This is a genomic window from Pedobacter sp. UYEF25 (assembly GCF_054061655.1).
Map to the genome: position 1 here is coordinate 48,727 of NZ_JBSSEL010000019.1, position 24,489 is coordinate 73,215.

Genomic DNA, 24,489 nt, shown 5'->3' on the forward strand with positions numbered 1-24,489 from the left:
CGATTAAATATCTAAGCAATTTATTGGTTTGTAAAAAACCGATGTAGCTTTCTCGTAAAATAAACCAGGCGAAATTCCGCTGAAACTTAACTCCTTAAAACCATGTTGTTTTAAAAAAATTCTGGCCGGATTGTAAACCTCACGTTCGCTATCGTCTAAAACGATTACGCCGCTGGGAGATAGGGCATCTACACTGTATTTACAGCAATTAACTCGGTCTCTACCGTCTACAATAATAATATCGAATTTCTTATTTAACGATTTTGCTTTTTTTGAGTAGTCGCCATCTCGCTCTAATTTGCAGAAAATAATTTCGGCGTTCGCCGGATTTTTTTTGCTTACCAGATCGAACCAATCTTTATCATGCTCAACCGATGTAACAGCATCTGCCCTTTTGGCGTAAAATTCTGTAGAACTTCCCGAGCCATATTCGAAAACGGTTAGTTTTTTATTAATCCTATAACGAATAAAATCGATGAAGGAATAGGTTACCCAAGGCAGCGCATAACCGTCTGCATCTACGGCCTGCTTTTTATCAAAAGCTGTAAACCAGCCAATGCTTTTTAGGTACCCTTTGTGGCCAAAAGATAACAATGCTTTTAATCTGGCTGGCTTCTCTATGAGTTCGGCCAATGCTTTTATGATCCTCAATTTTTAATTATTTTTTTAAATAGGTCTACCAAAAATAAAGATTTTATCATCAACAACCCTTGAAATCTGGTTTTTGGAATGAGCAAAACGTAAAATGTAGAAGTTATACATGCTATCAAAGTGGCGATGGATGCGCCAATGCCCGCATATTTTGGAATAAGCCATAGGTTTAGCAGCACATTAATCAGCGCACCTGCAGCAGTTCTATAAAAGGAGATTTTGGTATATCCCTCCGCAACCAAATATTGGCCACTGGCAACACCTAAAAAAACAAATATACCTGACCATATGTGAATGGACAACATGGGCCCAGCGCCGTCGAATTTATTTGGGTAAAGAATTTCTACGATATAGTTTGCCGTAAAACTGATAAAAATAGCAACGGGCAAACTGATGTAAATCAGAAGGTCGTAAAGATTTTTTAACCGTTTTTGATACCTGATTATATCTGTACTGCGTGCGTTTAGTAAGGCGGGAAAAACCGAAGTAACAATCGCTATTGGAATAAAATACCAAGCTTCACTTAGGTTCTGTGCCGCGCTATAAATGCCTACTGCTTTGCTTCCCACACTTTTCAACATTACGACATCTATTTTCATATATATAGAAACCATTACTGCAGAAAGAATTAAAGGCGAGGATTTTTTTAAGAGCGATTTTGCCCGAGTGCCATTATATCGCCATGCAAAAATGTTGTACCCTTTACGTTGGTAAACGATAATCAGGCCAACTGCTAAAGCAAAACCATCAAATACCAATGCCCAGACAATGTAAATTAAAGGATAGCCAAAATAAACCAATGCTATTTTAATTCCTGCAGACAGAAAAAGACAAATATTTTGTACGTGTACGATGTACTTAGATTGCACCTGCGACTGGAAGAAAGAATCGATGACATTGAATGATTTAAAGAATGATGCGAAAGCTAGTAGTCCCACGATGAGGGTTAAAGATTCTCCGGGATTACTAGATATGCTATGGCTAATTAGATAAATGCCGACTGCAACTGGGATTAATAGGGCATTAACGGTGAGCCTAAGCCACAGAGAGGTCCCTAAAATCTCGTTGCGCTTGTCTGGTTCTTGAACAATTTCTCTAATGATAAAGCTATCTAAGCCTAAAGCGCCGACTGCTGCAAGAATGGCCACTAAAGACAGTGCAAAACTAAGGTTGCCAAAAAGATCTGGTCCTAAGTAATTTGCGATAACTAAGCCTACCAGTAAGCTCAGTACTTTGCCAAACATGAGCCAGCCCGTATTTTTTAAATACTTGTTAAATGCTTCTTCATCAAAACCTTTAATGACTGGAAATTTCATCTGGAACAAAGATGTAAAATTAAATGGGTTGCGAAAAACTCTTTTCTATCCGATCCAGCTGTTTTAAATGATGTTTAAGATGGATTTCGATAAAGCGGAACCATTGTGTGGCATTTAGATAGCCCAAGCGGGGGTGTATAATTTTTTGATTCTTGTCTAAATCTGCTATTTTATTTGTGGTAAGATTTAACCGTTTTTGCACAACATTCATAAGTATCTCTGCCTCAATTCTACTTATTTTTCTAACCCTTTCTGCCAGGCTTTTTGGAACCTTATATCGCTTGCCGGGTGGAAATGCACCAAAGTACAAAATCGCCTTCACAAAAAAATGAGTCGATTTTCCTTCGGCTTTACTGGATGAACAATTGTCTACCGCGCGGAAGGAAAGTAGCGTTGCATCGAAAATATGTGCGTAAACTTCGCTATAACTCCAACCGCCAATAGGCGGTTGCTGCTTAAAATCCGCTTCATTCATCAAAGCAAACCTGGTCCGATAGCTCTCTATGGTTTTTAATATTGATTGCTCGATTTTTTTGCTTTGCATGGATGAAGATAAGCTAATTTATTTCTTTTTAAAATCCTCGTCAAATCGACTAAACGAAAAATGTTTAACTTCTGGATGTGAAGCGTGCCTAAAATCTTTAATTTTTCTCCCCTATATTTTTGTTCGCTGCCTCTCAATCTTTTTCTCAAACCAAGTCTAAAATATCGCCAGCAACTCTTTCAAATTGCTAACTTGATGCGCTACGTGTGCAGGTTTCTCTTTTTGAGTAGCATTGAAGAAGATTGCATCCAAACCAAAATTTAGCGCGCCATCAATATCTGCCTCTATACTGTCGCCAATCATAATACTCTGACTTTTTGTCGCTTTTGCTTTGCTCAGGGCATATTCAAAAATCTCTGGGTTGGGTTTGTTCACACCAACATCTTCAGAAATAATTACATTTTTAAAATATGGATTTAGGTTAGATAAATCCATTTTAGTTAGTGTGGTTGCTTTAAATCCGTTCGAAATGATGTGGAGCAAATACGTCTGTTGTAAAACCTCCAAAACTTCTTCCGCACCTGCAAATAAGTTAGTTTTAGTAGGAGAAACAGTTACATAGTCTTCCTCAAATTGATGCGGAACATCATCGGGCTTTACGCCCAATTGCAAGAAAGTTTTGTTAAACCGCTCGGCTCTTAATTTTGCCTTGGTAATTTTGCCAAGGTGGTAATCTGCCCAGAGTTGATGGTTATTTGCGGTGTAGGCGCTTATAAAATCTGGACAAGAAGCCACGCCTAGATTACTCAAATTATATTTACTGTAAAGTTCTGTTAAAGTCTCCTCCGCATTGCGATCGAAATCCCAAATGGTATGGTCTAGGTCGAAAAAAATATGTTTCTTATGTTTAAAGTTCAAAATAGATGCTTTTTATGATCAATGTTAAAATACAAATCTTTAAAACGCATGCTAAGTTTTATCGCCATAAGCCAAATCGCCAGCATCGCCCAGTCCGGGTACAATATAAGCTTTACTTGTCAATTCGTCATCTATAGCGCCAAACCATAGCTTGGCATTTGGCAGGTTAGCGCGCACATGAGTTACGCCTTCGGTGCTTGCTATCGCTGCTACAATGTGTAAATCGGCAATTTTATATTGGTTCATCAGTGCTTTACAACATAAGACCATGCTCCTTCCTGTTGCTAACATCGGATCTGTAACGATAACAATTTTGCCGGTTAAATCGGGAGAAGACAAGTAGTCTAGTTTTATAACGAAGCTATTGTCTTTTTTTACCTTGCGATAAGCGCCAATAAAACAACATTGGGATTTATCAAAAATATTTAAAATACCTTGTTGCAACGGAATTCCTGCTCTTAAAATGGTGGCGATAACGGGCTGGTCTTTTAGCAAGGGTAGGATTGATGCGCCTAAGGGCGTAATGATATCATGGTTTTCATAAACTAAATGCTTACTAATTTCAAAGGCGAAAAATGATCCCAAACGCTCCAAATTCGTTCTAAAACGCATGGAATCTTTCTGAATGTTTACATCTCGCAGTTCTGCAACGAATGTATTTGCGATTGATTTAGTCTGGCTGAGGTCGAAAATCATAGCGTCATTTATTAGGAATGAAAAAGGATTTTATTTTTAAAAACTTAAATTTACCCATTATCCAACGATCTGTCTATTCTTGGAAAACAAAAAATCTTTTCTGATGAACAAAACTTTCGCTAACTTGGTTTTTTTGTCATTGTTCAAATTAATTCATTTTAATTTTTGCATCAGCATTATTATTTACCAAATATGACTCAGCTTATTAAAATTCTTTTCTCGGTTACCAGCGTCGTGCTTATTAACTTTGCGCCAAGATCGGCCTACGGACAAGCAAAAGTGATTGGAGTAACGTCTGAATTACAAAAGTTGGTAAATATCTCAGATTTACCGAGTTATGTTTCAGGGGTTGTTAAACAATATTCCTCTTACGATACTACAGGCTTAAACGACGATGGATTTAGTGGGAAATATTCTTATATCCGTAAAAATAAAGATGAAAGTTTGGTAATTTTTGAAGACAATGAAGCTGGAGTAATCAATCGAATATGGACCCCTACGCCGACCAACGATACTTTGGATTTTTATTTTGACGGCAGCAAAGACCCTTCTTATTCTGTTAAGTTTGCCGATTTATTTTCTGGAGATGTACTTCCTTTTAAACTTCCTTTATGCGGCAATCAGGTAGGCGGGTATTTTTGTTATTTCCCGATACCGTATAAAAAAAGTTGTAAAATCGTTTTTAGAGGTAAGAAATTAGAGTTTTATCAGATTCAATATAGAAGACTAGACCGAACGAAGCAGATCAAAACTTTTGACGCAAATTTATCAAGCATAGAAAAACAAACCTTAGATCAAGTTTCAAAATCTTGGTCGGATCTTAAAACAAATGTCTTAAATAAAAGTAACGCATCTATCATCAACATTGATGAAAGCGTAAAACCTGGCGAAACGGCATCGGTTGCTTCTCTAAAAACTCCTGGACGGATAGTTGGTTTTGAAATTGAAAATGCCAAACAATTTGAAGGAATCAGCAAAGACATCGATTTAAAAATAACTTGGGACAATGAGGAGCAGGCAGCAGTTTATTTGCCACTGGCAGATTTTTTTGGATACGCTTATGGCAAAATCTCGATGCAAAGCTTGCTTATAGGCAGCGCCAACAACGTGAATTATTGCTATTTCCCTATGCCATTTGATACCGGAGCAAAAGTAGAATTGGTTTATAGAAACAACAAAGCAATTGGGAATGCGGAGCCCTTGCGCGTAAAAGGGAAAATTTATTATGAAAACCACGCAAGAAATCCTAAGACAGAGGGCAAGTTTTATACTTTCTGGAATCGGGACGCGAACGAAACCGCAGGCGAGCCTCATGTATTTTTAAAAGGCGAGGGGAAAGGACATTACGTAGGGACGGTTTTGCAAGCGCAAGGGTTAAGGCCAGGCATGACATTGTTTTTTGAAGGGGATGATGTAACTAAAATCGACGGGAAAATGGTTATACATGGCACCGGCTCAGAAGATTATTTTAACGGCGGCTGGTATGCCCTTTTAGATAGGTGGGACAGAAAAATGAGTTTGCCGCTTCATGGCTCGCTCGATTACTCCTTGCCATTTAGTCGTACCGGCGGCTATAGGTTGTTTTTATCAGACAAAATGCCTTTCGAAAAGAGTATTTTACATACCATTGAGCATGGTCCTGAGAAGAATAACATGCCTGCAGATTATACTTCTGTTGCATATTATTATGCAGACAAGGCTGTTGACAATGGACAAATTCCATCAAATCAAAACACAAAAATTTTTTTACCAGACACCTTAATGCTATATCCTCAGCTGATGAGTTTTAGTTTCAATGGAGAGGTTAAAGTGAGTGGCGAAAGGTTTACGGCTAAAGACGGCGCTCAACTTAGGGTTGATCTGCAAGAAATTCCATCGGGAAAATATAAACTTTATGGAAATGTAGATGCCAGCCCAAATGGCGCCGAAGTGACTTTTTGGCAAAGACAAACTAAAGTGAGTGACCCGTACTCATTTTATAGTGCTAAAAAAGAATTTAAAAGTCAAGATTTTCTCTGTGATTTGACAATAAACGAGTTTAGAAATACTGTTACGCTCCATTTTAAAAGTGAGGCAGAAAAGAATACCATTAACTTTCGCAGACTTATGTTAGTAAAAGTAAAAGACTAGCACTTTAAATTTTCTTTTGCAAGCTTCAAAAATATAGTAGTTAAAAGGTTACAGTAACCATTTTATCAGGATAAATAACTTTATTGCTTATCCGCTTTCCGTTTTTCACTAAGTGGATAATGCTCATTTGATCGGTGAAAAGATTATATAGGATGGAATTGTAAACTTCTATTTTTTTAAACGGACTTACATTTTGTAACTCAAAATAAACGTTCGTGGCTTCTCTATCTTTTTCAAACCCAATGTAGTGAAGTACACTTAGTTTTCCGTCAATCCTAAATTTTAGGTTTTTAACCAAATAAGCGGCTACTAACTTATCCATAGCTGGCTTCACGCTCGCTTTGCTTAAATCGATGGCTGTAGTAGTATTTTTGGAAAGCGCATCTTCGAAATCATCGGTAAAAAGTTTGCAGGTAATTTCTAAGGTCTTTGCGGGCGTATTGTAATCGGCCTCGGTGGTACTTACGTGCAGCGGATGTTTTACAAGAGTAGGTTTGGTAAAAACAGCCAAAAATAGCAGTGGTAAGAACAATTTTATATTTAAGGTCGACATTTAATTTTTTTTATAAGTCGTTTAACAAAACCCAAAGTTATTAATTTCTGCGAAAGCTTAGGTAGTAACTTCAAAGCCAACCTGCTACCGGTTAATTTGCGTATAGCACAGAGAATCTATTTAAAACCCTTATATTTAAATTTTTGAGTCTAAAAATGGGCATTAGGTTTTCATGGCGATACAAGATTTCTTCTTTTATTTTAAACTTGGGTGGGAACACATTATTAGTTTAGATGCGCTAGATCACCAATTATTTATTTTAGCGCTTGTGGCCGTTTACAGTTACAAAAACATTAAACAGGTGTTAATTTTGGTTACGGCCTTTACAATTGGTCATTCGTTAACGCTGTTGCTCAGTGTGTTAGATCTTATAAGGTTTAGCAGTAACTATGTGGAGTTTTTAATCCCTGTTACGATAGTTATTACTGCATTAACCAACCTATTTAAAAAAAACTATTCGAAAAGCGCCGTCAACATAAATTATTTTTTGGCTTTGGGTTTTGGTTTGATACATGGAATGGGCTTTGCAAATTCCATCAGAATGATGCTATCTAGAGACGAACATTTAGGATGGGGTTTGTTTGGATTTAATGTTGGATTAGAATTTGGACAAATATTTATCGTCGTAATCATATTATTCGTTACTTTTATTGTCTTTAACTTTACTAAAATCAGACGGTCCAGCTGGGTGCTTTTTGTGTCCGCTGCAGTCTTTAGTCTGGCTCTAAAAATGGCTTTAGAGCGCATTCCTTTCTAAACAAAAATTATGAAGAAAATTTTTACTTTAACTGGGTCTATTTTATTGGCAGGTTTTGCGCTACATGCACAAAACATTCAGAACAATCCTGGAAGTAACCATGGCAACAAATTCGAGCAACTTGGAACAATTTTGCCTACGCCCAATGAGCAGCGCACGGCTAGCGGAGCTCCAGGGGTAAAGTATTGGCAACAGCGGGCCGATTACGACATTAAATGTCAGCTCGATGAGAAAAATTTAATGTTAAAAGGATCTGAAACAATCACGTATACCAATAACTCGCCAGATCCGCTTAGCTACATTTGGATCCAGTTAGATGAGAACGAACACAGCACCACGAAAAATGCTGGTTATCAATCAGCCACAAAAATGGGCATTCTTGGTACTACGCAAGGCCTAGCGCAATTAGCTGACACAACTAACAACGGAGACGGGGTAAATATTCTTAAAATTACTGATGCTGCGGGTAAAAAGCTTAGTTATACTGTAAACAAAACAATGATGCGTATTGACTTGACAACAGTACTGAAATCAAAAGAAATGTTGGTTTTTAACATCGATTGGACTTATAAGATAACCGATAGAATGACTGTTGGAGGTAGAGGCGGGTATGAGTTTTTTCCTAAGGATGGGAATTATCTTTTTACCATGAGCCAATGGTATCCTCGTCTTTGCGTCTATAGCGATTTCCAAGGTTGGCAAAATCACCAGTTCACCGGTCGTGGAGAGTTTGCTTTAACCTTTGGCGATTTTAAAGTACAGATGACCGTTCCTGCAGATCATATTGTTGGTGGCACCGGTCGATGTGTAAATTATAGCGCTGTTCTTTCTCCCCTGCAGTTAAAAAGGTATAACGAGGCTAAAACAGCTGTAGCACCTGTAGAGATACAAACTTTAGCCGAAGCTAAAATTGCTGAAACCAAAAAATCAACAGCAACAAAAACTTGGGTATTCGAAGCGAAAGATGTTAGAGATTTTGCTTGGACATCTTCCAGAAAGTTTATTTGGGATGGAATGAATCAAACCATAGAAGCCAATAACAACCATGTAATGTGTATGAGTTATTATGGTAAAGAAGCATATGGTTTGTATAGCAAATTTTCAACACGTGCAGTGGCCCACACCATAAAAACCTATTCAGATTTTACCATTCCTTATCCATATCCTGTCGCGCAAAGTGTAGAAGCAGCGAATGGTATGGAATACCCGATGATCTGTTTTAACTATGGCCGCACCGATGCAGATGGAACGTATAGCGAAGGCACTAAAAATGGCATGTTGGGTGTAATTATCCATGAAGTTGGCCATAATTTTTTCCCTATGATTGTCAATAGCGATGAGCGCCAGTGGACTTGGATGGATGAAGGTTTAAATTCTTTTGTAGAATATTTAACTGAAGAACTTTGGGACAATAAGTTTCCTAGTAAAAAGGGGCCTGCTTACACCATTGTAGATTACATGAAACTGCCTAAAAATGAGTTAGAACCTATCATGACCAATTCGGAAAACATAGAGCGGTTTGGACCAAATGCCTATTCTAAGCCGGCAACGGGGTTAAATATTTTACGCGAGACCATTATGGGCCGCGAGCTTTTCGATTTTGCTTTTAAAACCTATGCGAAAAGATGGGCTTTTAAGCATCCAGAACCTGCGGATTTGTTTAGAACTATGGAAGATGCAAGTGGTGAAGATTTAGATTGGTTTTGGAGAGGTTGGTTTTACGGAACCGATCCATGCGACATTGCACTGGACAGTGTAAAATATGCGAAGACTACTTTCCCAACAGATTTGCCTGCAGCCAGAAGCAAAATGGTCAAACTAGACAAACCTTTGGTAAATGCTTTTGATGATATTTCTAAAATTAGAAATCGAGCGGATACGAAAAAGCAATTTTACGTCGATAAAGATAAAGGAGCACAAGATTTTTACTTTAAGTACGATCGCAATATGGTTAAAGTTGATACCAGTTTGACCACGAAAATAGACTATCCGAGTTCATTAGAGGTTGTAGACAACAGCGAACAGCAGAAATTTGGAGAAAAATATCTATACGAGTTAAATTTTAGCAACAAAGGTGGTTTGGTAATGCCAATCATTGTAGAATTTACCTATAAAGATGGAACGAAAGACATAGACAAAATTCCTGCGCAAATATGGAGACACGATGAGCAAAAAACCTCTAAATTTTACGTAAAGGAGAAAGAGGTAGCCTCAATTCTAATCGATCCGTTGCGCGAAACGGCCGATATTGACACAAGTAATAACACTTGGGGCGGCAGCGTGGTGCCAAGTAAGTTTAGCGTTTTTAAGGCCGCTAAAAGTAAAGCAATAAGAGGGCAATCTGCAGGACCTAACCCGATGCAGCAAAAAGGCACAAAATAAGTTAGCTTAAAAAAAATAAGGAAATAGGCGAATGGATACATTCGGCTATTTTTTTATGGAATATTTAGCATAAGTGGCGACTGCTACGCTACACAATCGCCACTTCGGCATTGCAAGCGGTGTCATAAATCGAGACTAAGTCTCCGCACAATAGACTTTTTGTTTTGGCTAACGGACGGTGCAGCCAACATAGGTATGGATGGCGATACTCCGGATACTGACGTCAACTTTAGCAAAAGAACCCTAAAAAATAGAGTTAAATCTTGGTTAGGTTTGCAATACATTTTGACTTTTACTATCGTCAAAATAAATTGAGTTTGAAAAATGGCGACTTGAAATCCAACTTTCCTGACTTTATACTGTTTACTCTTTTTCGCTTAAATCGTATATTTGTTTTTAGTCTATGAAATTCAAAATCACCTCTGCATACAAGCCTACCGGAGATCAGCCTTCTGCCATTAAGCAATTGGTTGATGGGGTAAACGCGAACGAGAATTATCAAACTTTACTCGGCGTTACCGGTTCTGGGAAAACTTTTACAATTGCCAATGTCATCGAACAAACGCAAAAGCCAACTTTAATTTTAAGCCACAATAAAACGTTGGCCGCCCAATTATATGGTGAGTTTAAGCAGTTTTTTCCAGAAAATGCCGTCAATTATTTTGTGTCGTATTACGATTATTACCAGCCAGAAGCATTTATTCCATCAAGCAATACGTATATAGAAAAAGATTTAGCCATTAATGAGGAGATAGAAAAACTTCGTTTGCGTACCACCTCTTCGCTTATGAGCGGTCGAAGAGATGTTATCGTGGTTTCTTCCATATCGTGCATTTATGGCATGGGAAACCCCGAGGATTTTTCTAAAATGGTATTTCGTTTTGCCGTTGGACTCAGAATATCTAGGAATGCATTTTTGCATAGTCTGGTTGAGATTTTGTATGCTAGAACGACCAATGAATTTAAACGTGGAACCTTTAGAGTAAAAGGAGATACCGTAGATATTTTCCCTGCGTATTTGGATCATGCTTATCGCATTTCTTTTTTTGGTGATGACATTGAAGAGCTTTCTGCCATCGACCCTGTTTCGGGAAAAACCATAGAGAAATTAGAAGACATGGCCATTTACCCTGCCAATTTATTTGTTACGCCGAAAGATCGCTTTACACAGTCCATTTGGGGTATCCAAGAAGAGTTGGAAGTAAGAAAAAACCAACTTATCGCCGATAGACATTTGCTAGAAGCAAAACGGTTAGAAGAGCGCACCAATTTCGACATCGAAATGATGAAAGAGCTCGGTTATTGTTCGGGTATCGAAAATTATTCCCGCTTTTTCGATGGACGATCGCCGGGAATGCGTCCTTTCTGTTTGTTAGATTACTTTCCTGATGATTATTTGATGGTTATCGACGAAAGTCATGTTACCGTTCCGCAGATTAGAGCTATGTACGGAGGCGACAGATCTAGAAAACTATCGTTGGTAGAGTACGGTTTTCGCTTACCTGCTGCGCTAGATAATAGACCCTTAAACTTTAACGAGTTTGAAGCACTTGCCCCGCAAACCATTTATGTAAGCGCCACGCCCGCAGATTACGAGCTTGAAAAATCTGAAGGCGTAGTAATAGAGCAGGTTATACGACCAACTGGTTTATTAGATCCCGTGATAGAAATTAGACCGGCAATTAATCAAGTAGACGACTTGTTGGACGAAATTGATTTGACCATTAAAGATGGAGGTAGGATTCTAGTCACCACGTTAACCAAGCGGATGGCCGAGGAATTGACGAAGTATTTAGACCGATTGAACATCAAAACTAGGTACATTCACTCAGAGGTTAAAACGTTAGAACGTGTAGAGATTTTGCGTGGTTTGAGGCTTGGAGAATTTGATGTATTGGTTGGGATTAATCTCTTACGTGAAGGGTTGGATTTACCAGAGGTTACCTTAGTAGCCATTCTAGACGCGGATAAGGAAGGTTTTTTAAGGTCAGAAAAATCATTAATCCAAACCATTGGCCGTGCTGCACGAAATGAAAAGGGTCGTGTAATTATGTATGCTGATAAGATCACCGATAGCATGGAAAAAACCATTAGTGAAACGAATAGAAGAAGGGATATCCAAATTGCCTATAATCTAGCCCATGGAATTACACCAGTAACAGTAGGCAAATCTCGCGAGGCAATCTTGGAACAAACTTCGGTACTTGATTTTTCTCAGAAGGCCAGCGATAATAAAGCGAGGGCTTACGTAGAAAATGCAGAGATAAGTTTAGCCGCAGATCCAATTGTACAATATATGGGCAAAGCAGACATGCAACGGGCAGTCGACAATACAAGAAAAAATATGCAAAAGGCAGCCAAGGACATGGACTTTTTACAAGCTGCTAAGCTGCGTGACGAAATGTTTGCTTTGGAAAAAATGTTTGCAGAGAAATTTAATTAAAAGTAAAAATAAAAGGATAATTTGGGCGCTTTAACACGCTTTCCATTTTATCTTTCGTTGGCAAAACGCCAACGAAAGGATGCCATTTCAATCGTTAGCGCTTGCAATCGCAATAGAGGTCATTCAGCAACTTCATAAAAACAAGGATTAGACACAATGGAAGGACAAGACCGAAAGGACATTTATCCAGGCTTAGAAGTTGGGATTATTTTAAAAAAAGACCAGAGAAGCGGAGACCTCACTTACGGCATTGTAAAAGATTTGCTTACTTCGTCTGCTGTTCATTCTCGCGGCATTAAAGTTAGGCTGACCGACGGACAAGTTGGGCGAGTTAAAGAAATTGTAATTAATTAAATAATTGTCAGTTTGGATGAAACACCAAATCTTGACAGGTCAAACAATTTTGTGTAATTTAGCGTTAAATAGCTTTGTAATCGGTTTGCAATTAATATCTACAACGGTAACAGAACGACGATCTCAACGTCTATATTTGTAACAACACTTAAAAACAAATGCAATTGCTAAGATTCATTTTTATAACCATTTTAGTTTTCTGGCTCATTAGGTTACTTGTTAAGCTAATTCTGCCTATGCTTTTCGGCAATATGGCTAGTAAAATGAATCAGCGTCCGGAGGAACCTCAACAAAAGAAAAGGCAGCCTGAAGGCGCGATCTCTATAGAGTACATGCCGCCCAAAAACAAACAGGGGAATGCAGATAAATTAGGCGATTTTGTAGATTACGAGGAAGTAAAAGACTAAGGTTTCTAAGGGGTAATAAAACAAAGTTGGGTAGAATACGAATTCCTTTTCTACTTTGTAGGGCTTACAATCTCATCTTCTTTTTTATCGACGTGTTTTTTATTTAATACACTTGCGAAAAAACGGGTATTAATTAGCGATTTAATAATTGATTGTAAAGCTAGCAAATACAGCAGGCTGGTCAGTCTTTCCTTTTTGCATAATCCCTGGCCTAATGCTGCGATCCCAAGGAGGAAGAAAGCTTGCATTAAAAACAGTCTCTTTTTGTTTTAAAACAATTTCTTCCAGATTATCTGTTTTCGGCGCGGAGTAAAATTGGCATAGATAGCCGTCTTCAACTTTTATAGAGAGTTTTATTGCTTGGTTTTTGATGGTTTGTGTGGACAGAATACTTCTAACTCCAGCCTTTATTTCCCATACTTCCAGCTTATCTTTTTTCACCCCTAAACCAATAGAATTTTCGCTGTCACCATAAATAACAAGCCCCTTTAAAGCGTCATTAGTATTTTCTACAGTCGCGCTGATGGTATAATTTCCTTTCTCTGGCCGTATAGTCAGGGCTGCTCCAATAGGATTTTCAATTTCGGAAACCTCGCTCAGATAAAGTTTGGATTGCTTTTGACTCAATTGAGGCTTTGGAAACTTGAGATCCCATTGCCATTTATCATTTGTTTTTTTGCCCGCAAAACCATCTGTGAAATTTTTTCCTTCGTGAGGAAGAGCCAACGTGTTCATTTTAAAATAGGGCCAGCCATTCGTATCGTCCCAAAATAATTCGGTAAGCATACCTTGCCTGCCAGTGTAAACATTGTCTTTTTTGTTATAGGCGTGGTACATAAAAAACGATCGATTGTCGGGCGTTTCTACGAGCGTTCCATGACCGGTACACTTCCAATTTTCAGATTCTTGAAGCAAAGGTGTTTCCAGTTTTTCAAACTTACCTCTTAAAGAAGTTGCTCTTGCAATTCGAATATCATAGCTACAATCTCGGCCGCAACAGTTCCCGGTAGAGTAAAATAAATAGTAAAATTTATTATGCTTCACAATAGATTGACCTTCCAGCCCAATTTTTTGATCATCCCGCATTAAGGTAAATGGTTTTCCAACTAGCTTCAATCCATCGTCAGATAGCTCTGCACATAACAGTTCGATAGGTCTATCGTCAAGTCCGTAGGCTTTCCAAGTGAGGTATAATTTTCCATTGTCTTTAAATACAAAAGGATCTATCGCCTCTTTCCCAAAAGCTAAGAGCACGCCTTTATCTTTAAAACCTTTAATAGGATTTTGCGACACACCGACACCAATACAGGAAACGCCATCGCTCTTACGTTTTGCAACATAGTAAACTAGGTAATTGTTGTTGTGATAATAAAGTTCTGGAGCCCAAAAGGAGGATTTAGCCCATTTTGGCATTTCTTTAAAAAGATATCCTTTTTGTTCCCAATGTGTTAAATTTTTAGATACATATAGTGGATAGTATGGCGCCCACTCAGAAGATGTACCAGCTGCATAATAAGTTTTGCCAACACGCAAAATCGTTGGATCAGCAAAATCTCCCGCAATAGCTGGATGTTGTTGTATAATTGAATCTTTTTGCTGGGTAAATTGGCCAATTTTACTTTCGAATCCAAAACCGTCAAGTGAAAGGTTAAAAATTAGTAATAGAACAACCGAAATTAGTTTTAGAGCTTTAATGATGTTAGATGTATGCATAATTTATTTAAATGAAGCAATTGTTAAACAGATTAACAATGCAGAGTGTTACAACTTGTGGCGCATGCCTAATGAAAATTAGCCAAAGAATTAAGTACTGCTCAGTGGATTTAGCCAAAAACTAAGCTAAAAACCTCTTCAATTTTACTTACTGCTTTTATCTCTAAGTTAAACTTTTCTTTAACAATGCCTTTAAGGTTATATTTAGAAATATAAATCGTTTCAAATCCTAACCTATCTGCCTCTGCAATTCGCTGTTCTATTCTATTCACAGCCCTTATTTCTCCTGAAAGACCTACCTCTGCGGCAAAACAATGCTTAGAGGATACAGCAATGTCTTGGTGAGAAGAAATAATAGCTATTAGCACCGCTAAATCAATCGCAGGATCTTCTACTCTTATGCCACCTGCGATATTTAGAAATACATCTTGAGCGCTTAATTTAAAGCCGCATCGTTTCTCGAGCACAGCCAGCAGCATGTTCATACGCTTGGTATCGAAGCCTGTTGCAGACCGTTGTGGCGTTCCATAAGCAGCAGCACTAACTAACGCTTGGGTTTCAATAAGCATTGGCCTTGCGCCTTCTAACATAGCAGAAACCGCTATACCGCTCAATTCTTCGTCCCTTTGCGAAAGTAAAATTTCTGAGGGGTTAGAAACTTCTCTCAAACCACCTCCATACATTTCGTAAATGCCTAATTCTGCGGAGGCGCCAAACCTGTTTTTTATCGATCGGAGGATTCGATAGACATGGTGCCGGTCTCCTTCGAATTGCAATACGGTATCTACCATGTGCTCTAGAATCTTTGGACCAGCAATGGCCCCGTCTTTGGTAATGTGGCCAATCAGAAATACCGGTGTACCGGTTTCTTTGGCAAACCGAAGTAATTCTGCTGTACATTCTCTCACTTGAGAGACGCTGCCTGGCGTAGAATCGATGTGGGAGGAGTGGAGCGTTTGAATGGAATCTATTACCAGAACTTCTGGGTCAAGTATTTCAATTTGTTTAAAAATATTTTGCGTGGAGGTTTCCGTTAAAATGTAGCAATCGCTGTTGGCAGAATCATTTATTCGTTCCGCACGCATTTTAATTTGCTGTTGGCTTTCTTCTCCAGAAATATATAGGATTTTTTTCCCCTTTAAATTCAGCGCAAATTGTAGCATTAAAGTAGATTTTCCTATGCCGGGCTCGCCGCCGATAAGCACAATGGATCCCTCTACTAAGCCGCCACCAAGTACTCTATCTAGTTCTTTATCGCCAGTAGATGCCCGTTTTTCTGCAGAATGTTCAATTTCGCTAACCTTACTGGGTTTGTTTATTACCCGGGTGCTAACGTCGCTTTTCCAAGTCGGAATGGCAGCGGTATTTTTTTCAATCACTTCTTCAACAAAAGTGTTCCACTGGTTACAAGATGGGCATTTTCCCAACCATTTTGCAGATTCAAATCCACAACTCTGACAGAAATATGCAACTTTTGATTTAGCCAATGGAAGGGGGTTGAAGATTGAAAGTTAATGGTTTACAGTTGCCATTTTACCCTACATACGAGATAGGTTGCATGGTATTTAGTTTTGGTTCGTTAAATTAAATTTTGACATTAAATATGAGTTATGTCTCATATTTAATGTCTCAAATTTCGCACCTAACTACAACTTTATCTCTTCGTCTTTCGCAGAAATAAAATGGAATTCTGTTAGATGGTAAGAAGATTTTGATTTCACTTTAATCCATTGATTGTATTTCATAAACCATCTCATCTGTAAATTAATAAGGCCTTTCTTAATATACGCTTCTATATATGGATGTACGCGAAGGGTTATGCCCTTTTCGTTCTGCTCATTAAGGATATAGTTCAGGTTATTCTCTATGTCATCCATTAAAATAATACTGGCTTTTATCTCGCCTGTGCCATCGCAAGTAGGACATTTTTCTACCGTAACAATATTCATTTCTGGCCTAACCCTTTGACGGGTTATTTGCACTAATCCAAATTTACTTGGGGGTAAAATGGTATGTTTCGCCCGATCCAAAAGCATCAACTCTCGCAAATAATCAAAAAGCATTTTGCGATTTGCTGGCTTGTGCATGTCGATGAAATCGATAACAACAATGCCGCCCATATCGCGCAAGCGCAACTGTCTTGCAATTTCTTTCGCAGCTTCTTTATTTACTTGAAGCGCATTTTCTTCTTGATTTTCTTTACTAGCCGTACGGTTGCCGCTATTTACATCCACTACGTGTAACGCTTCAGTATGTTCTACCACCAAATATGCGCCACCAGGTAAGTTAACAGTTTTTCCGAAACTGTTCTTTATCTGTTTTTCGATACCGAAATGATCGAAAATGGGTTCTTTCTGTTTATAAAGCTTTACGATTTTCTCCATTTCTGGAGAGATGTTTTGTATGTAAGTTTTAATGTCGTCATACAGTGCGGGAGAGCTTAAGTAAACATTTGTGAATTCTGGATTTAAGATATCTCTAATTAAAGTAGAAGACCTATCCATTTCTCCCCAAACTCTCTTTGCGGGCTCTGTTTTATCAATTTTTTGAACAAAATCTTCCCATTTCGCCACCAAATCCAAAAGATCCTTTTGTAATTCTGCAACGCCCCTACCTTCTGAAACAGTTCTGATGATCACCCCAAATTTCTCTGGTTTGATGCTTTCTATGATTTTCTTTAAGCGATTTCGCTCGGTATTGCTTTTAATTTTTTTAGATACCGAGATGGTATTTGCAAATGGAACCAATACTACATATCTGCCCGCAATGGATAGATCTGAACTTAATCTTGGACCCTTTGTCGAAATCGGTTCTTTTGCTATTTGAACAGGCAAAAGCATGTTCTTGCTTAATATATCAGAGATTTTTCCGGCCTTATTAATGTCTGGCTCAAGTTTTAAATCATCTAATAAATTGCCGGATGGCGAACCATTACGCTTTATTTTTGCAAGCTTAATTAAAGATTTTACTTGTGGACCAAGATCAAAATAATGCAAAAATGCATCTTTTTCATAACCAACATCAACAAAAGCGGCATTTAAGCCCGGCATAATTTTCTTTATCCGACCTAAATAAATGTCGCCTACGGCGTAGTTGTTATTAATCTGTTCTTTATGCAGCTCAACAAGCTGCTTATCTTCAATTAAGGCTATGGTTACTCCGGCAGGAGTCGAATTTATAATTAATTCCTTTACCAACAGCTATAGGTTTTTAGGCATGTGCCTATTAGAAAATGGACAATAAAAATTGACGTAGCCGAAAGTACATGCAGATTATTGCAAACAGAAATAAACCCCAAGGCGGAAGCCGAGAGGTTTAAAGGGCTATATCGTTAAATAAGAAAACTATTTTTTCTTATGTCTATTTTTTCTTAAACGTTTTTTACGTTTGTGGGTGGCCATTTTATGTCTCTTTCTTTTCTTTCCGCTTGGCATAATTTAAGTTTTAAATGTTTTTATAAAATGTTTAATTAACTCTTGTTTTTTAACTCGGCAACCTTCTTATCTATAAAAGTTGCTAAAGATGGGTCAGCCGCTAATTTTTTACTTTCAAGGTAAGCAGCAATTGCTTCCTTGTTTTGATTTAGATTCTCGTACGCAGTAGCCAAATAAAAATAAGCTTCTGGCGTAGGAGCAGCGGCAATAACGGTTTTAAAACGTGGTATCGCCTTGTCAAACTGCCCAGATTTAATGGAGAATAATCCCAAGTTCATATTTGCGTTTATGTTATTAGGTTGTTTGCTAACAACATCTAATAACATTGCAATTCCTTGCATAGGCATTCCTAAACCATTTACAATGGTTGATCCTAAGCCTGTTTTTGCATCTAAATTAGTTGAATCTTTTGCCAGGGCATTTTTGAAAGATAGATTGGCTTTCTGCAGCAATGCAGGCTGTGCCAGACTGTCTTGCGTGCGACCATAGGCTTTCATAAATGCATCTCCTGTTTTCACCCAGTTTTGTGCAGTAGATTCATTCTCAGCCACAACTTCCAAATACATGGCTGAAGGAGTAATCTGCTCAACGTCATCCCATTTCTGCGCAAGTTTTTTTGCTAGATCTACTTTATCATTTCCCGTAGCCGATTGGTATTTCTTTTCTAAAACGATGATGTCACTGCCCAATGTTTTACTAATTGCACTTTTACCGGCTTCTGATGCATTTATCAGCGTAAGCCCACTTGCTTCAGCTGAGCTTCCTGCCATCTGTCCGGTTGCAGCACCTGCATTACCACTATGTTCGGCAGGTTTAACAAGACCCTTAATATCTCTCGTGAACAAAAAAGCAAGAAGCAATAAGGTTGCTCCTACAATAATAACTTGTTTTAATGTTATGCTTCCGTTCACGCTATTTATATTAGGCTTCTATGTTAAGTTTTTTGGTATTGCTTTTCACTTTGTCTACAAAAACTTTTGCAGGCTTAAAGCTGGGCACAAAGTGCTCCGGTATAATGATAGCAGTGTTTTTCGAAATATTTCTAGCAGTTTTTTGTGCTCTTTTCTTTACCACAAAACTTCCAAAACCTCTTACGTATACATTTTCGCCGCCGATCATGCTGTTTTTTATCACTTTAAAAAACGCTTCCACCGTCTCTTGCACATCAACCTTTTCTATTCCAGTTTTCGTTGATATCTCTGAAATAATATCTGCCTTAGTCATACTTTAAATATTTATGTGTTTTTTTATGTACCTTTTTATCACTGTTTTGGGGTTGCAAAAGTATCGCTTTTTAACGAGATCGGGAAATAAAAGATGTTTTTTTTCACATGCTTTGCATCAGAACATTGTAACAATCTTAAAAATTGATGAAAAGGCAGTATGTTTGTGCCGATGGATTTTCAGCACACACTGCTATCGTGGTATAAAGTTAATAAAAGAGATCTGCCCTGGCGCCATACAACCGATCCGTATATCATCTGGCTTTCGGAGATTATTCTTCAGCAAACCCGCGTTGATCAGGGAATGCCATACTTTGTAAAGTTTGTAGATGCTTTTCCTACGGTTGGTGATTTTGCGAGGGCAGATGAATCTACAATATTAAAACTTTGGCAAGGATTGGGGTACTATTCTAGGGCAAGACATATGCATGCAACAGCGCAGCAAGTTCTTAGTAAGTATGAGGGAGGATTCCCAACTGATTATCAAGAGTTGCTTAAATTGAAAGGTATAGGGCCTTACTCTGCTGCAGCCATTTCTTCTTTTTCTGTAGGGGCGGCGCATGCGGTATTAGATGGAAATGTTTTTAGAGTTTTGGCGCGATTTTTCGGCGTACATTCGCCGATTAATGCTCCGCTTGGAGTGAAAGAATTTAATCTATTAGCTGCAGAATTGTTATTTACGCCAGATCCTGGTTTATACAACCAGGCCATTATGGAATTTGGAGCATTGCAGTGCAAGGCGAAAAATCCCTCCTGCGGAATATGTCCCCTGCGTTTGGATTGTGTTGCATTAAAGAATGATTTAGTAGGTAAGTTGCCGATAAAGCTTCCAAAAGCGCCCAAGAAAAGTCGTTACTTAAACTATTTGGTTTGCCTAATGGATAATCAGATTCTAATCCGGCATCGGCAAGCAGGTGACATTTGGCAACATCTGTTTGATTTTCCCTGCATTGAGTCAGAGCAACCCAGTATGGCCGAACAGCCTGAGCTGCTAGAAGCATCACTGGCTCTATTAGGGAGAAATACTACGCTAAGGTTTGAAACTAACTTGAAACATATTTTAACACATCAATTAATTACTGCGCAATTTTTTTTGGCAGAAAATTTTTCAATCAATCCGGCAAATTTGCCAAACTGTAAATGGGTCTCCTTAGAGGAATTTGCAAATCTACCTCAGCCAAAATTAATCAATATTTTTATTGAGAAATTTTTAAATGCTAGATAATTGAGCGATTTTTTGTAATTTGGATTAAAGTTAAGCGAAGTGTATGTCTGGTATAAACAAAGTTATTTTGGTTGGTCATTTAGGCAAAGACCCAGAGGTGAGGCATTTAGACAGCGGCGTTAGTGTGGCCACTTTTCCATTAGCCACATCAGAAACTTATAATAAAGACAACAAGCGTATAGAGCAAACAGAATGGCATAATATTGTGATGTGGCGTGGGTTAGCTGATATCGCCTCTAAACATTTGCATAAGGGAAAACTTGTATACATAGAAGGAAAACTCCGTACGCGTCATTTCGAAGATAGGGAAAAAGTAAAGAAATACATTACAGAAGTAGTGGCGGATAATTTTACAATGTTGGGTAGGAAAACAGACTTTGAATCCAACGAGCAGATTTTGCATACCGAAATAAATAGTGATCCGGAACCAATAAATGATCAGTTTACCAAAGGGAATGCCTATAAAGAAGACGATCTTCCATTTTAGGTCATTCCCTTCTAATATGTCTTATTCTACCGTTACCGATTTAGCCAAATTTCTTGGCTGGTCTACGTTGCATCCACGCATTACCGCAATATGGTAGCTCAATAGCTGTAAAGGAATGGTGGCCAATAACGGTAAAAAAGCTTCGTTTGCATCGGGAATTTCTATGCAGTAATCGGCCAGATCTCTTACCACTTCATCACCTTCTGTTACAATGGCGATGATCTTTCCTTTCCTCGCTTTTACTTCTTGAATATTACTAATTACCTTTTCATAAGATGAGTTTTGGGTAGCAATAAACACTACTGGCATTTCTTCATCGATCAAGGCTATTGGACCATGTTTCATTTCTGCTGCTGGGTAACCTTCTGCATGGATATAAGAAATTTCTTTTAATTTTAAAGCACCTTCCAATGCAACTGGGAAACCACTTCCACGCCCCAAAAATAGGCAGTTGGTAGAATCCTTTATTTTTTCAGCAACCTTCTTCACAATATCATTAGACGCTAAACATTTTTCTATCTTTTCTGGAATGGTATCCAATTCTGTCAATAGTTCAGTTAACTTTGTTGTGCTTAGAGTACCACGCTGTTGAGCCATGTAAAAAGCCATCAGGGTAAGTACTGTTACTTGAGCTGTAAATGCTTTTGTCGAAGCAACGCCTATTTCAGGGCCGGCGTGTGTATAAACGCCTGCGTCTGATAATCTTGGAATAGAAGCGCCGGCCACATTACACACCCCAAAAATAGTTGCGCCTCGCTCTTTTGCCATTTCTATGGCTGCCATGGTATCTGCCGTTTCTCCTGATTGAGAAATCGCGATCACAATGTCTTTTTCTGTAATAATTGGATTGCGGTATCTAAATTCTGAAGCGTATTCTACCTCAACCGGAATTCTTGCATATTCTTCAATAAGGTATTCTCCTACCAATCCAGCATGCCAAGAAGTGCCACAAGCAATAATGATAATTCTATCAATATTTTTTAACTTGCTTTCATATTCCTTCAATCCACCAAGTAAAACTTTTCCCTGTTGCGGGTAGATTCGGCCACGCATACAATCTCTAATCGACCGTGGTTGCTCGTAAATCTCCTTAAGCATAAAATGGTCAAATCCGCCTTTTTCCAAGGTTTCAAGTTGCATTTCCAGCTGTTGTATTAATGGGGTTTGAATTACATTATCCAATCTTTTTACCAATAATTCTTCTTTGGTAACCAAAGCAATTTCATTGTCGTTGAGATAGATAACATTTTTTGTATATTCTATAATCGGAGTTGCATCAGAGGCAATAAAATATTCGCCTTTACCAACACCAATCACCAATGGACTTCCTTTGCGTGCAGTAATAAGTTGGTTCGGATTATTTTTATCCATGATGACGATGGCATAAGCACCAACCACTTGATTTAAAGCAAGCCGAACTGCTTCGAGCAAATCCGTTTTCTCTATCTTTTTTATTTCCTCCACCAAATGAATCAACACTTCAGTATCTGTGTCGCTCATAAACTCGTGACCACGGCCAATAAGTTCTTTTTTCAGTGTTGCATAGTTTTCTATAATTCCGTTGTGGATAATGCAAAGGTCTCCATCATTGGATGGATGTGGATGCGAATTTCTATCTGATGGCGCACCATGTGTTGCCCATCTAGTATGGCCCATTCCGATGGTGCCGGAAGTATTGAGGTCTTTAGCAAAATTCTCTAAGACAGAAACTTTGCCCGCTTTTTTGTAAACTCTTAGACCTTGATCGTTTAACACGGCAATGCCGGCACTGTCATAACCACGATACTCTAGCCTTTTTAGACCTTTTAAAACAATCGGCCACGCTTCACGGTCGCCAATGTAACCTACAATTCCGCACATAATCTTTTTTTGAGTGTAATTTAGATAAGGTAATTAAATTAACTAAACGGTAAATAACGTTAGTTAATCTTTGTATAATAAATGTTTAATTTCAATTTATTGGTTGTGTTGCCATTTGCGCCTATTACGGTCCTTCCGGCTGCTGTGGCAGTAGGAGCTAATTGAAACTCATTTGGTGCAGATGGAGCTAAATAAGCGCCATAATCAATTAATTTTCCATCAATCAAAGATTGCACATAACTTGTAATTACAAAAATATAGCGATTATTTAACGAATCGTAATATCCTCCAAAAGTACCATCAGCAGTTGCTGAAGGGTGATCTGGTAATTGTGTCGGTTGGCCTGCGATGTCAGCTCTGTACAAAGACAGGCGCACTAGGGGGCCAAATGGGTATGCGGTTGAACCAGCCACTGCAGGAACTACCAGTTCTGCCTTATTGATCGCAGCTTTTCCATATGTTGCTGTGAAGTTTTTTAATGAAGGAAACGATATTTTTGTTTTTACACCTATAAGTCCTTGTGCATAAGTCACATCATATTGTGTAGTTGGATTGTCCAATTGCGTCTGAATGTCTGTACCGGTGTAGTTGTGTGAAACAGTAGTGCTACTCGCGGCACCAATAATTGGATAGTTCACAGACACAGTATCTATTGAGGCGTTATCGTTCGTTTTTTTATACACAAGCTGCAAATATGAATTTGCATTACTTAGATTTACAAAGGAAATTCCACCGAGGCCTGAAGAAGTGGTCTTGTTGATAGAAACGGACAAACCTTTAAAAGCGGTTACAAACGCAGCATTAGAAGTAGTGATTAAAGTAGAAGTCTCAACAATATTGCCCTGAAAAAATTCCTTACTAAGTTTTATGCGCAACTGCGGAGCTACAGATTTAAGTGTATCCGCTTTGCCAACCACAATATCAGTAATTTTAACAGGAGTAGACGGCTTAATTTTCCCTGTAAAATTTCCTAATAAATCACTATTGTAAGGATGATTTGTGTTACTTGCGAAACTCGTAACCGGAGTGCTAAGTTGATGCACATCTATACTGTAAACAGAATTTATCGTGTCACCGTAAAATTTTGTTGGTTCCAAAGATTGAAAATTTGGGGCTATGCTGTCCAGCTTTAAAACCAATATCACAGAATCTAGTTGTGCAGATAAACCAAAATCATAGTTAACGCTCGGAGGATTAATGGTAAGCGCTAAACTCGCCTCTGTTTTTCCGAAAACAGCATCGTCCATGTACCCGATTGGATACCTACTAATCCCAGCAGTACTTACATCGGTACTTCTTACGGTATTGGACATTACTACTTCGTTATTGACCAAATCACCCTTAATTGCATTATTTGCATCTATATCTAGACCAATGCTGTTGTTGTTTTTACAGCCCGCAAAAAGAAAAAGACTTATCAACAGGGTTAATAAGTCTTGTTTTATAAAATTCATAT

General features: G+C 38.3%; 21 protein-coding genes. 8 read left to right on the top strand and 13 right to left on the bottom strand.

Annotated features, from left to right (window positions below):
* Positions 1-3: 3 nt before the first annotated feature.
* From ACVWYG_RS15800 to upp, 5 genes are all read right to left on the bottom strand, one after another.
* A complete protein-coding gene (locus ACVWYG_RS15800; RefSeq protein ID WP_457271418.1) occupies positions 4-651 on the bottom strand; it encodes an FkbM family methyltransferase in 648 nt (215 codons plus the stop codon).
* Positions 648-1,967, bottom strand: coding sequence for a flippase (locus ACVWYG_RS15805; RefSeq protein WP_457271420.1), 1,320 nt, complete (start codon positions 1,965-1,967; stop codon positions 648-650). Before ACVWYG_RS15805 ends, ACVWYG_RS15800 begins: the two co-directional genes overlap by 4 nt.
* 19 nt (positions 1,968-1,986) lie before the next feature.
* Entirely contained in the window at positions 1,987-2,511 is a 525-nt protein-coding gene (locus ACVWYG_RS15810; RefSeq protein WP_457271422.1) for a DinB family protein, read from the bottom strand.
* Between the two features lie 156 nt (positions 2,512-2,667).
* Positions 2,668-3,369, bottom strand: a complete 702-nt coding sequence (locus tag ACVWYG_RS15815; protein WP_457271424.1) for a YjjG family noncanonical pyrimidine nucleotidase — start codon at positions 3,367-3,369, stop codon at positions 2,668-2,670.
* Positions 3,370-3,420: 51 nt separating this feature from the next.
* Entirely contained in the window at positions 3,421-4,065 is a 645-nt protein-coding gene (gene upp, locus ACVWYG_RS15820; RefSeq protein WP_457271426.1) for a uracil phosphoribosyltransferase, read from the bottom strand.
* A gap of 192 nt (positions 4,066-4,257) precedes the next feature.
* Between upp and ACVWYG_RS15825 the strand changes: the two genes are divergently transcribed.
* Positions 4,258-6,195 (top strand): glycoside hydrolase family 172 protein, encoded by a 1,938-nt coding sequence (locus ACVWYG_RS15825; protein WP_457271428.1) that lies wholly within the window; start codon positions 4,258-4,260, stop codon positions 6,193-6,195.
* A gap of 40 nt (positions 6,196-6,235) precedes the next feature.
* Here ACVWYG_RS15825 and ACVWYG_RS15830 read toward each other — a convergent pair whose 3' ends face one another.
* Entirely contained in the window at positions 6,236-6,748 is a 513-nt protein-coding gene (locus ACVWYG_RS15830) for a DUF6702 family protein (protein ID WP_457271430.1), read from the bottom strand.
* A gap of 172 nt (positions 6,749-6,920) precedes the next feature.
* On the opposite strand from ACVWYG_RS15830, the gene ACVWYG_RS15835 reads away from it, so the two are divergent.
* From ACVWYG_RS15835 to ACVWYG_RS15855, 5 genes are all read left to right on the top strand, one after another.
* Entirely contained in the window at positions 6,921-7,505 is a 585-nt protein-coding gene (locus ACVWYG_RS15835; RefSeq protein WP_457271432.1) for a HupE/UreJ family protein, read from the top strand.
* A gap of 9 nt (positions 7,506-7,514) precedes the next feature.
* On the top strand, positions 7,515-9,887 hold the full coding sequence (locus ACVWYG_RS15840; RefSeq protein ID WP_457271434.1) for a M1 family metallopeptidase: 2,373 nt from the start codon (positions 7,515-7,517) through the stop codon (positions 9,885-9,887).
* A gap of 403 nt (positions 9,888-10,290) precedes the next feature.
* On the top strand, positions 10,291-12,330 hold the full coding sequence (gene uvrB / locus ACVWYG_RS15845) for an excinuclease ABC subunit UvrB (protein ID WP_457271436.1): 2,040 nt from the start codon (positions 10,291-10,293) through the stop codon (positions 12,328-12,330).
* 156 nt (positions 12,331-12,486) lie between these two features.
* Complete coding sequence (locus ACVWYG_RS15850; RefSeq protein ID WP_457271438.1) at positions 12,487-12,684, top strand: YwbE family protein; 198 nt, start codon at positions 12,487-12,489, stop codon at positions 12,682-12,684.
* Positions 12,685-12,842: 158 nt separating this feature from the next.
* Positions 12,843-13,091 carry a DUF4834 domain-containing protein gene (locus ACVWYG_RS15855; RefSeq protein ID WP_457271440.1) on the top strand — a complete coding sequence of 83 codons (249 nt, stop codon included), beginning with the start codon at positions 12,843-12,845 and terminating at the stop codon, positions 13,089-13,091.
* A 141-nt stretch (positions 13,092-13,232) separates the two neighbouring features.
* On the opposite strand, the gene ACVWYG_RS15860 is transcribed toward ACVWYG_RS15855, so the two are convergent.
* From ACVWYG_RS15860 to ACVWYG_RS15880, 5 genes are all read right to left on the bottom strand, one after another.
* A complete protein-coding gene (locus ACVWYG_RS15860) occupies positions 13,233-14,804 on the bottom strand; it encodes a glycoside hydrolase family 43 protein (RefSeq protein WP_457271442.1) in 1,572 nt (523 codons plus the stop codon).
* Positions 14,805-14,914: 110 nt separating this feature from the next.
* Complete coding sequence (gene radA, locus ACVWYG_RS15865; RefSeq protein WP_457271444.1) at positions 14,915-16,291, bottom strand: DNA repair protein RadA; 1,377 nt, start codon at positions 16,289-16,291, stop codon at positions 14,915-14,917.
* A 159-nt stretch (positions 16,292-16,450) separates the two neighbouring features.
* A complete protein-coding gene (locus tag ACVWYG_RS15870; protein WP_457271446.1) occupies positions 16,451-18,001 on the bottom strand; it encodes an Rne/Rng family ribonuclease in 1,551 nt (516 codons plus the stop codon).
* Between the two features lie 272 nt (positions 18,002-18,273).
* Positions 18,274-19,149, bottom strand: a complete 876-nt coding sequence (locus ACVWYG_RS15875) for a tetratricopeptide repeat protein (RefSeq protein ID WP_457271448.1) — start codon at positions 19,147-19,149, stop codon at positions 18,274-18,276.
* A 10-nt stretch (positions 19,150-19,159) separates the two neighbouring features.
* On the bottom strand, positions 19,160-19,462 hold the full coding sequence (locus ACVWYG_RS15880) for an HU family DNA-binding protein (RefSeq protein ID WP_457271450.1): 303 nt from the start codon (positions 19,460-19,462) through the stop codon (positions 19,160-19,162).
* A 171-nt stretch (positions 19,463-19,633) separates the two neighbouring features.
* On the opposite strand from ACVWYG_RS15880, the gene mutY reads away from it, so the two are divergent.
* Together mutY and ACVWYG_RS15890 are read left to right on the top strand one after the other, a co-directional pair.
* A complete protein-coding gene (mutY, locus tag ACVWYG_RS15885) occupies positions 19,634-20,686 on the top strand; it encodes an A/G-specific adenine glycosylase (RefSeq protein ID WP_457271452.1) in 1,053 nt (350 codons plus the stop codon).
* A 43-nt stretch (positions 20,687-20,729) separates the two neighbouring features.
* Positions 20,730-21,173 (top strand): single-stranded DNA-binding protein, encoded by a 444-nt coding sequence (locus tag ACVWYG_RS15890; protein WP_457271454.1) that lies wholly within the window; start codon positions 20,730-20,732, stop codon positions 21,171-21,173.
* A 21-nt stretch (positions 21,174-21,194) separates the two neighbouring features.
* Here the strand turns inward: ACVWYG_RS15890 and glmS are convergent, their stop codons facing one another.
* Together glmS and ACVWYG_RS15900 are read right to left on the bottom strand one after the other, a co-directional pair.
* Entirely contained in the window at positions 21,195-23,033 is a 1,839-nt protein-coding gene (glmS, locus tag ACVWYG_RS15895) for a glutamine--fructose-6-phosphate transaminase (isomerizing) (RefSeq protein ID WP_457271456.1), read from the bottom strand.
* 59 nt (positions 23,034-23,092) lie between these two features.
* Positions 23,093-24,487 carry a DUF4270 family protein gene (locus tag ACVWYG_RS15900; protein WP_457271457.1) on the bottom strand — a complete coding sequence of 465 codons (1,395 nt, stop codon included), beginning with the start codon at positions 24,485-24,487 and terminating at the stop codon, positions 23,093-23,095.
* Positions 24,488-24,489: the final 2 nt, after the last annotated feature.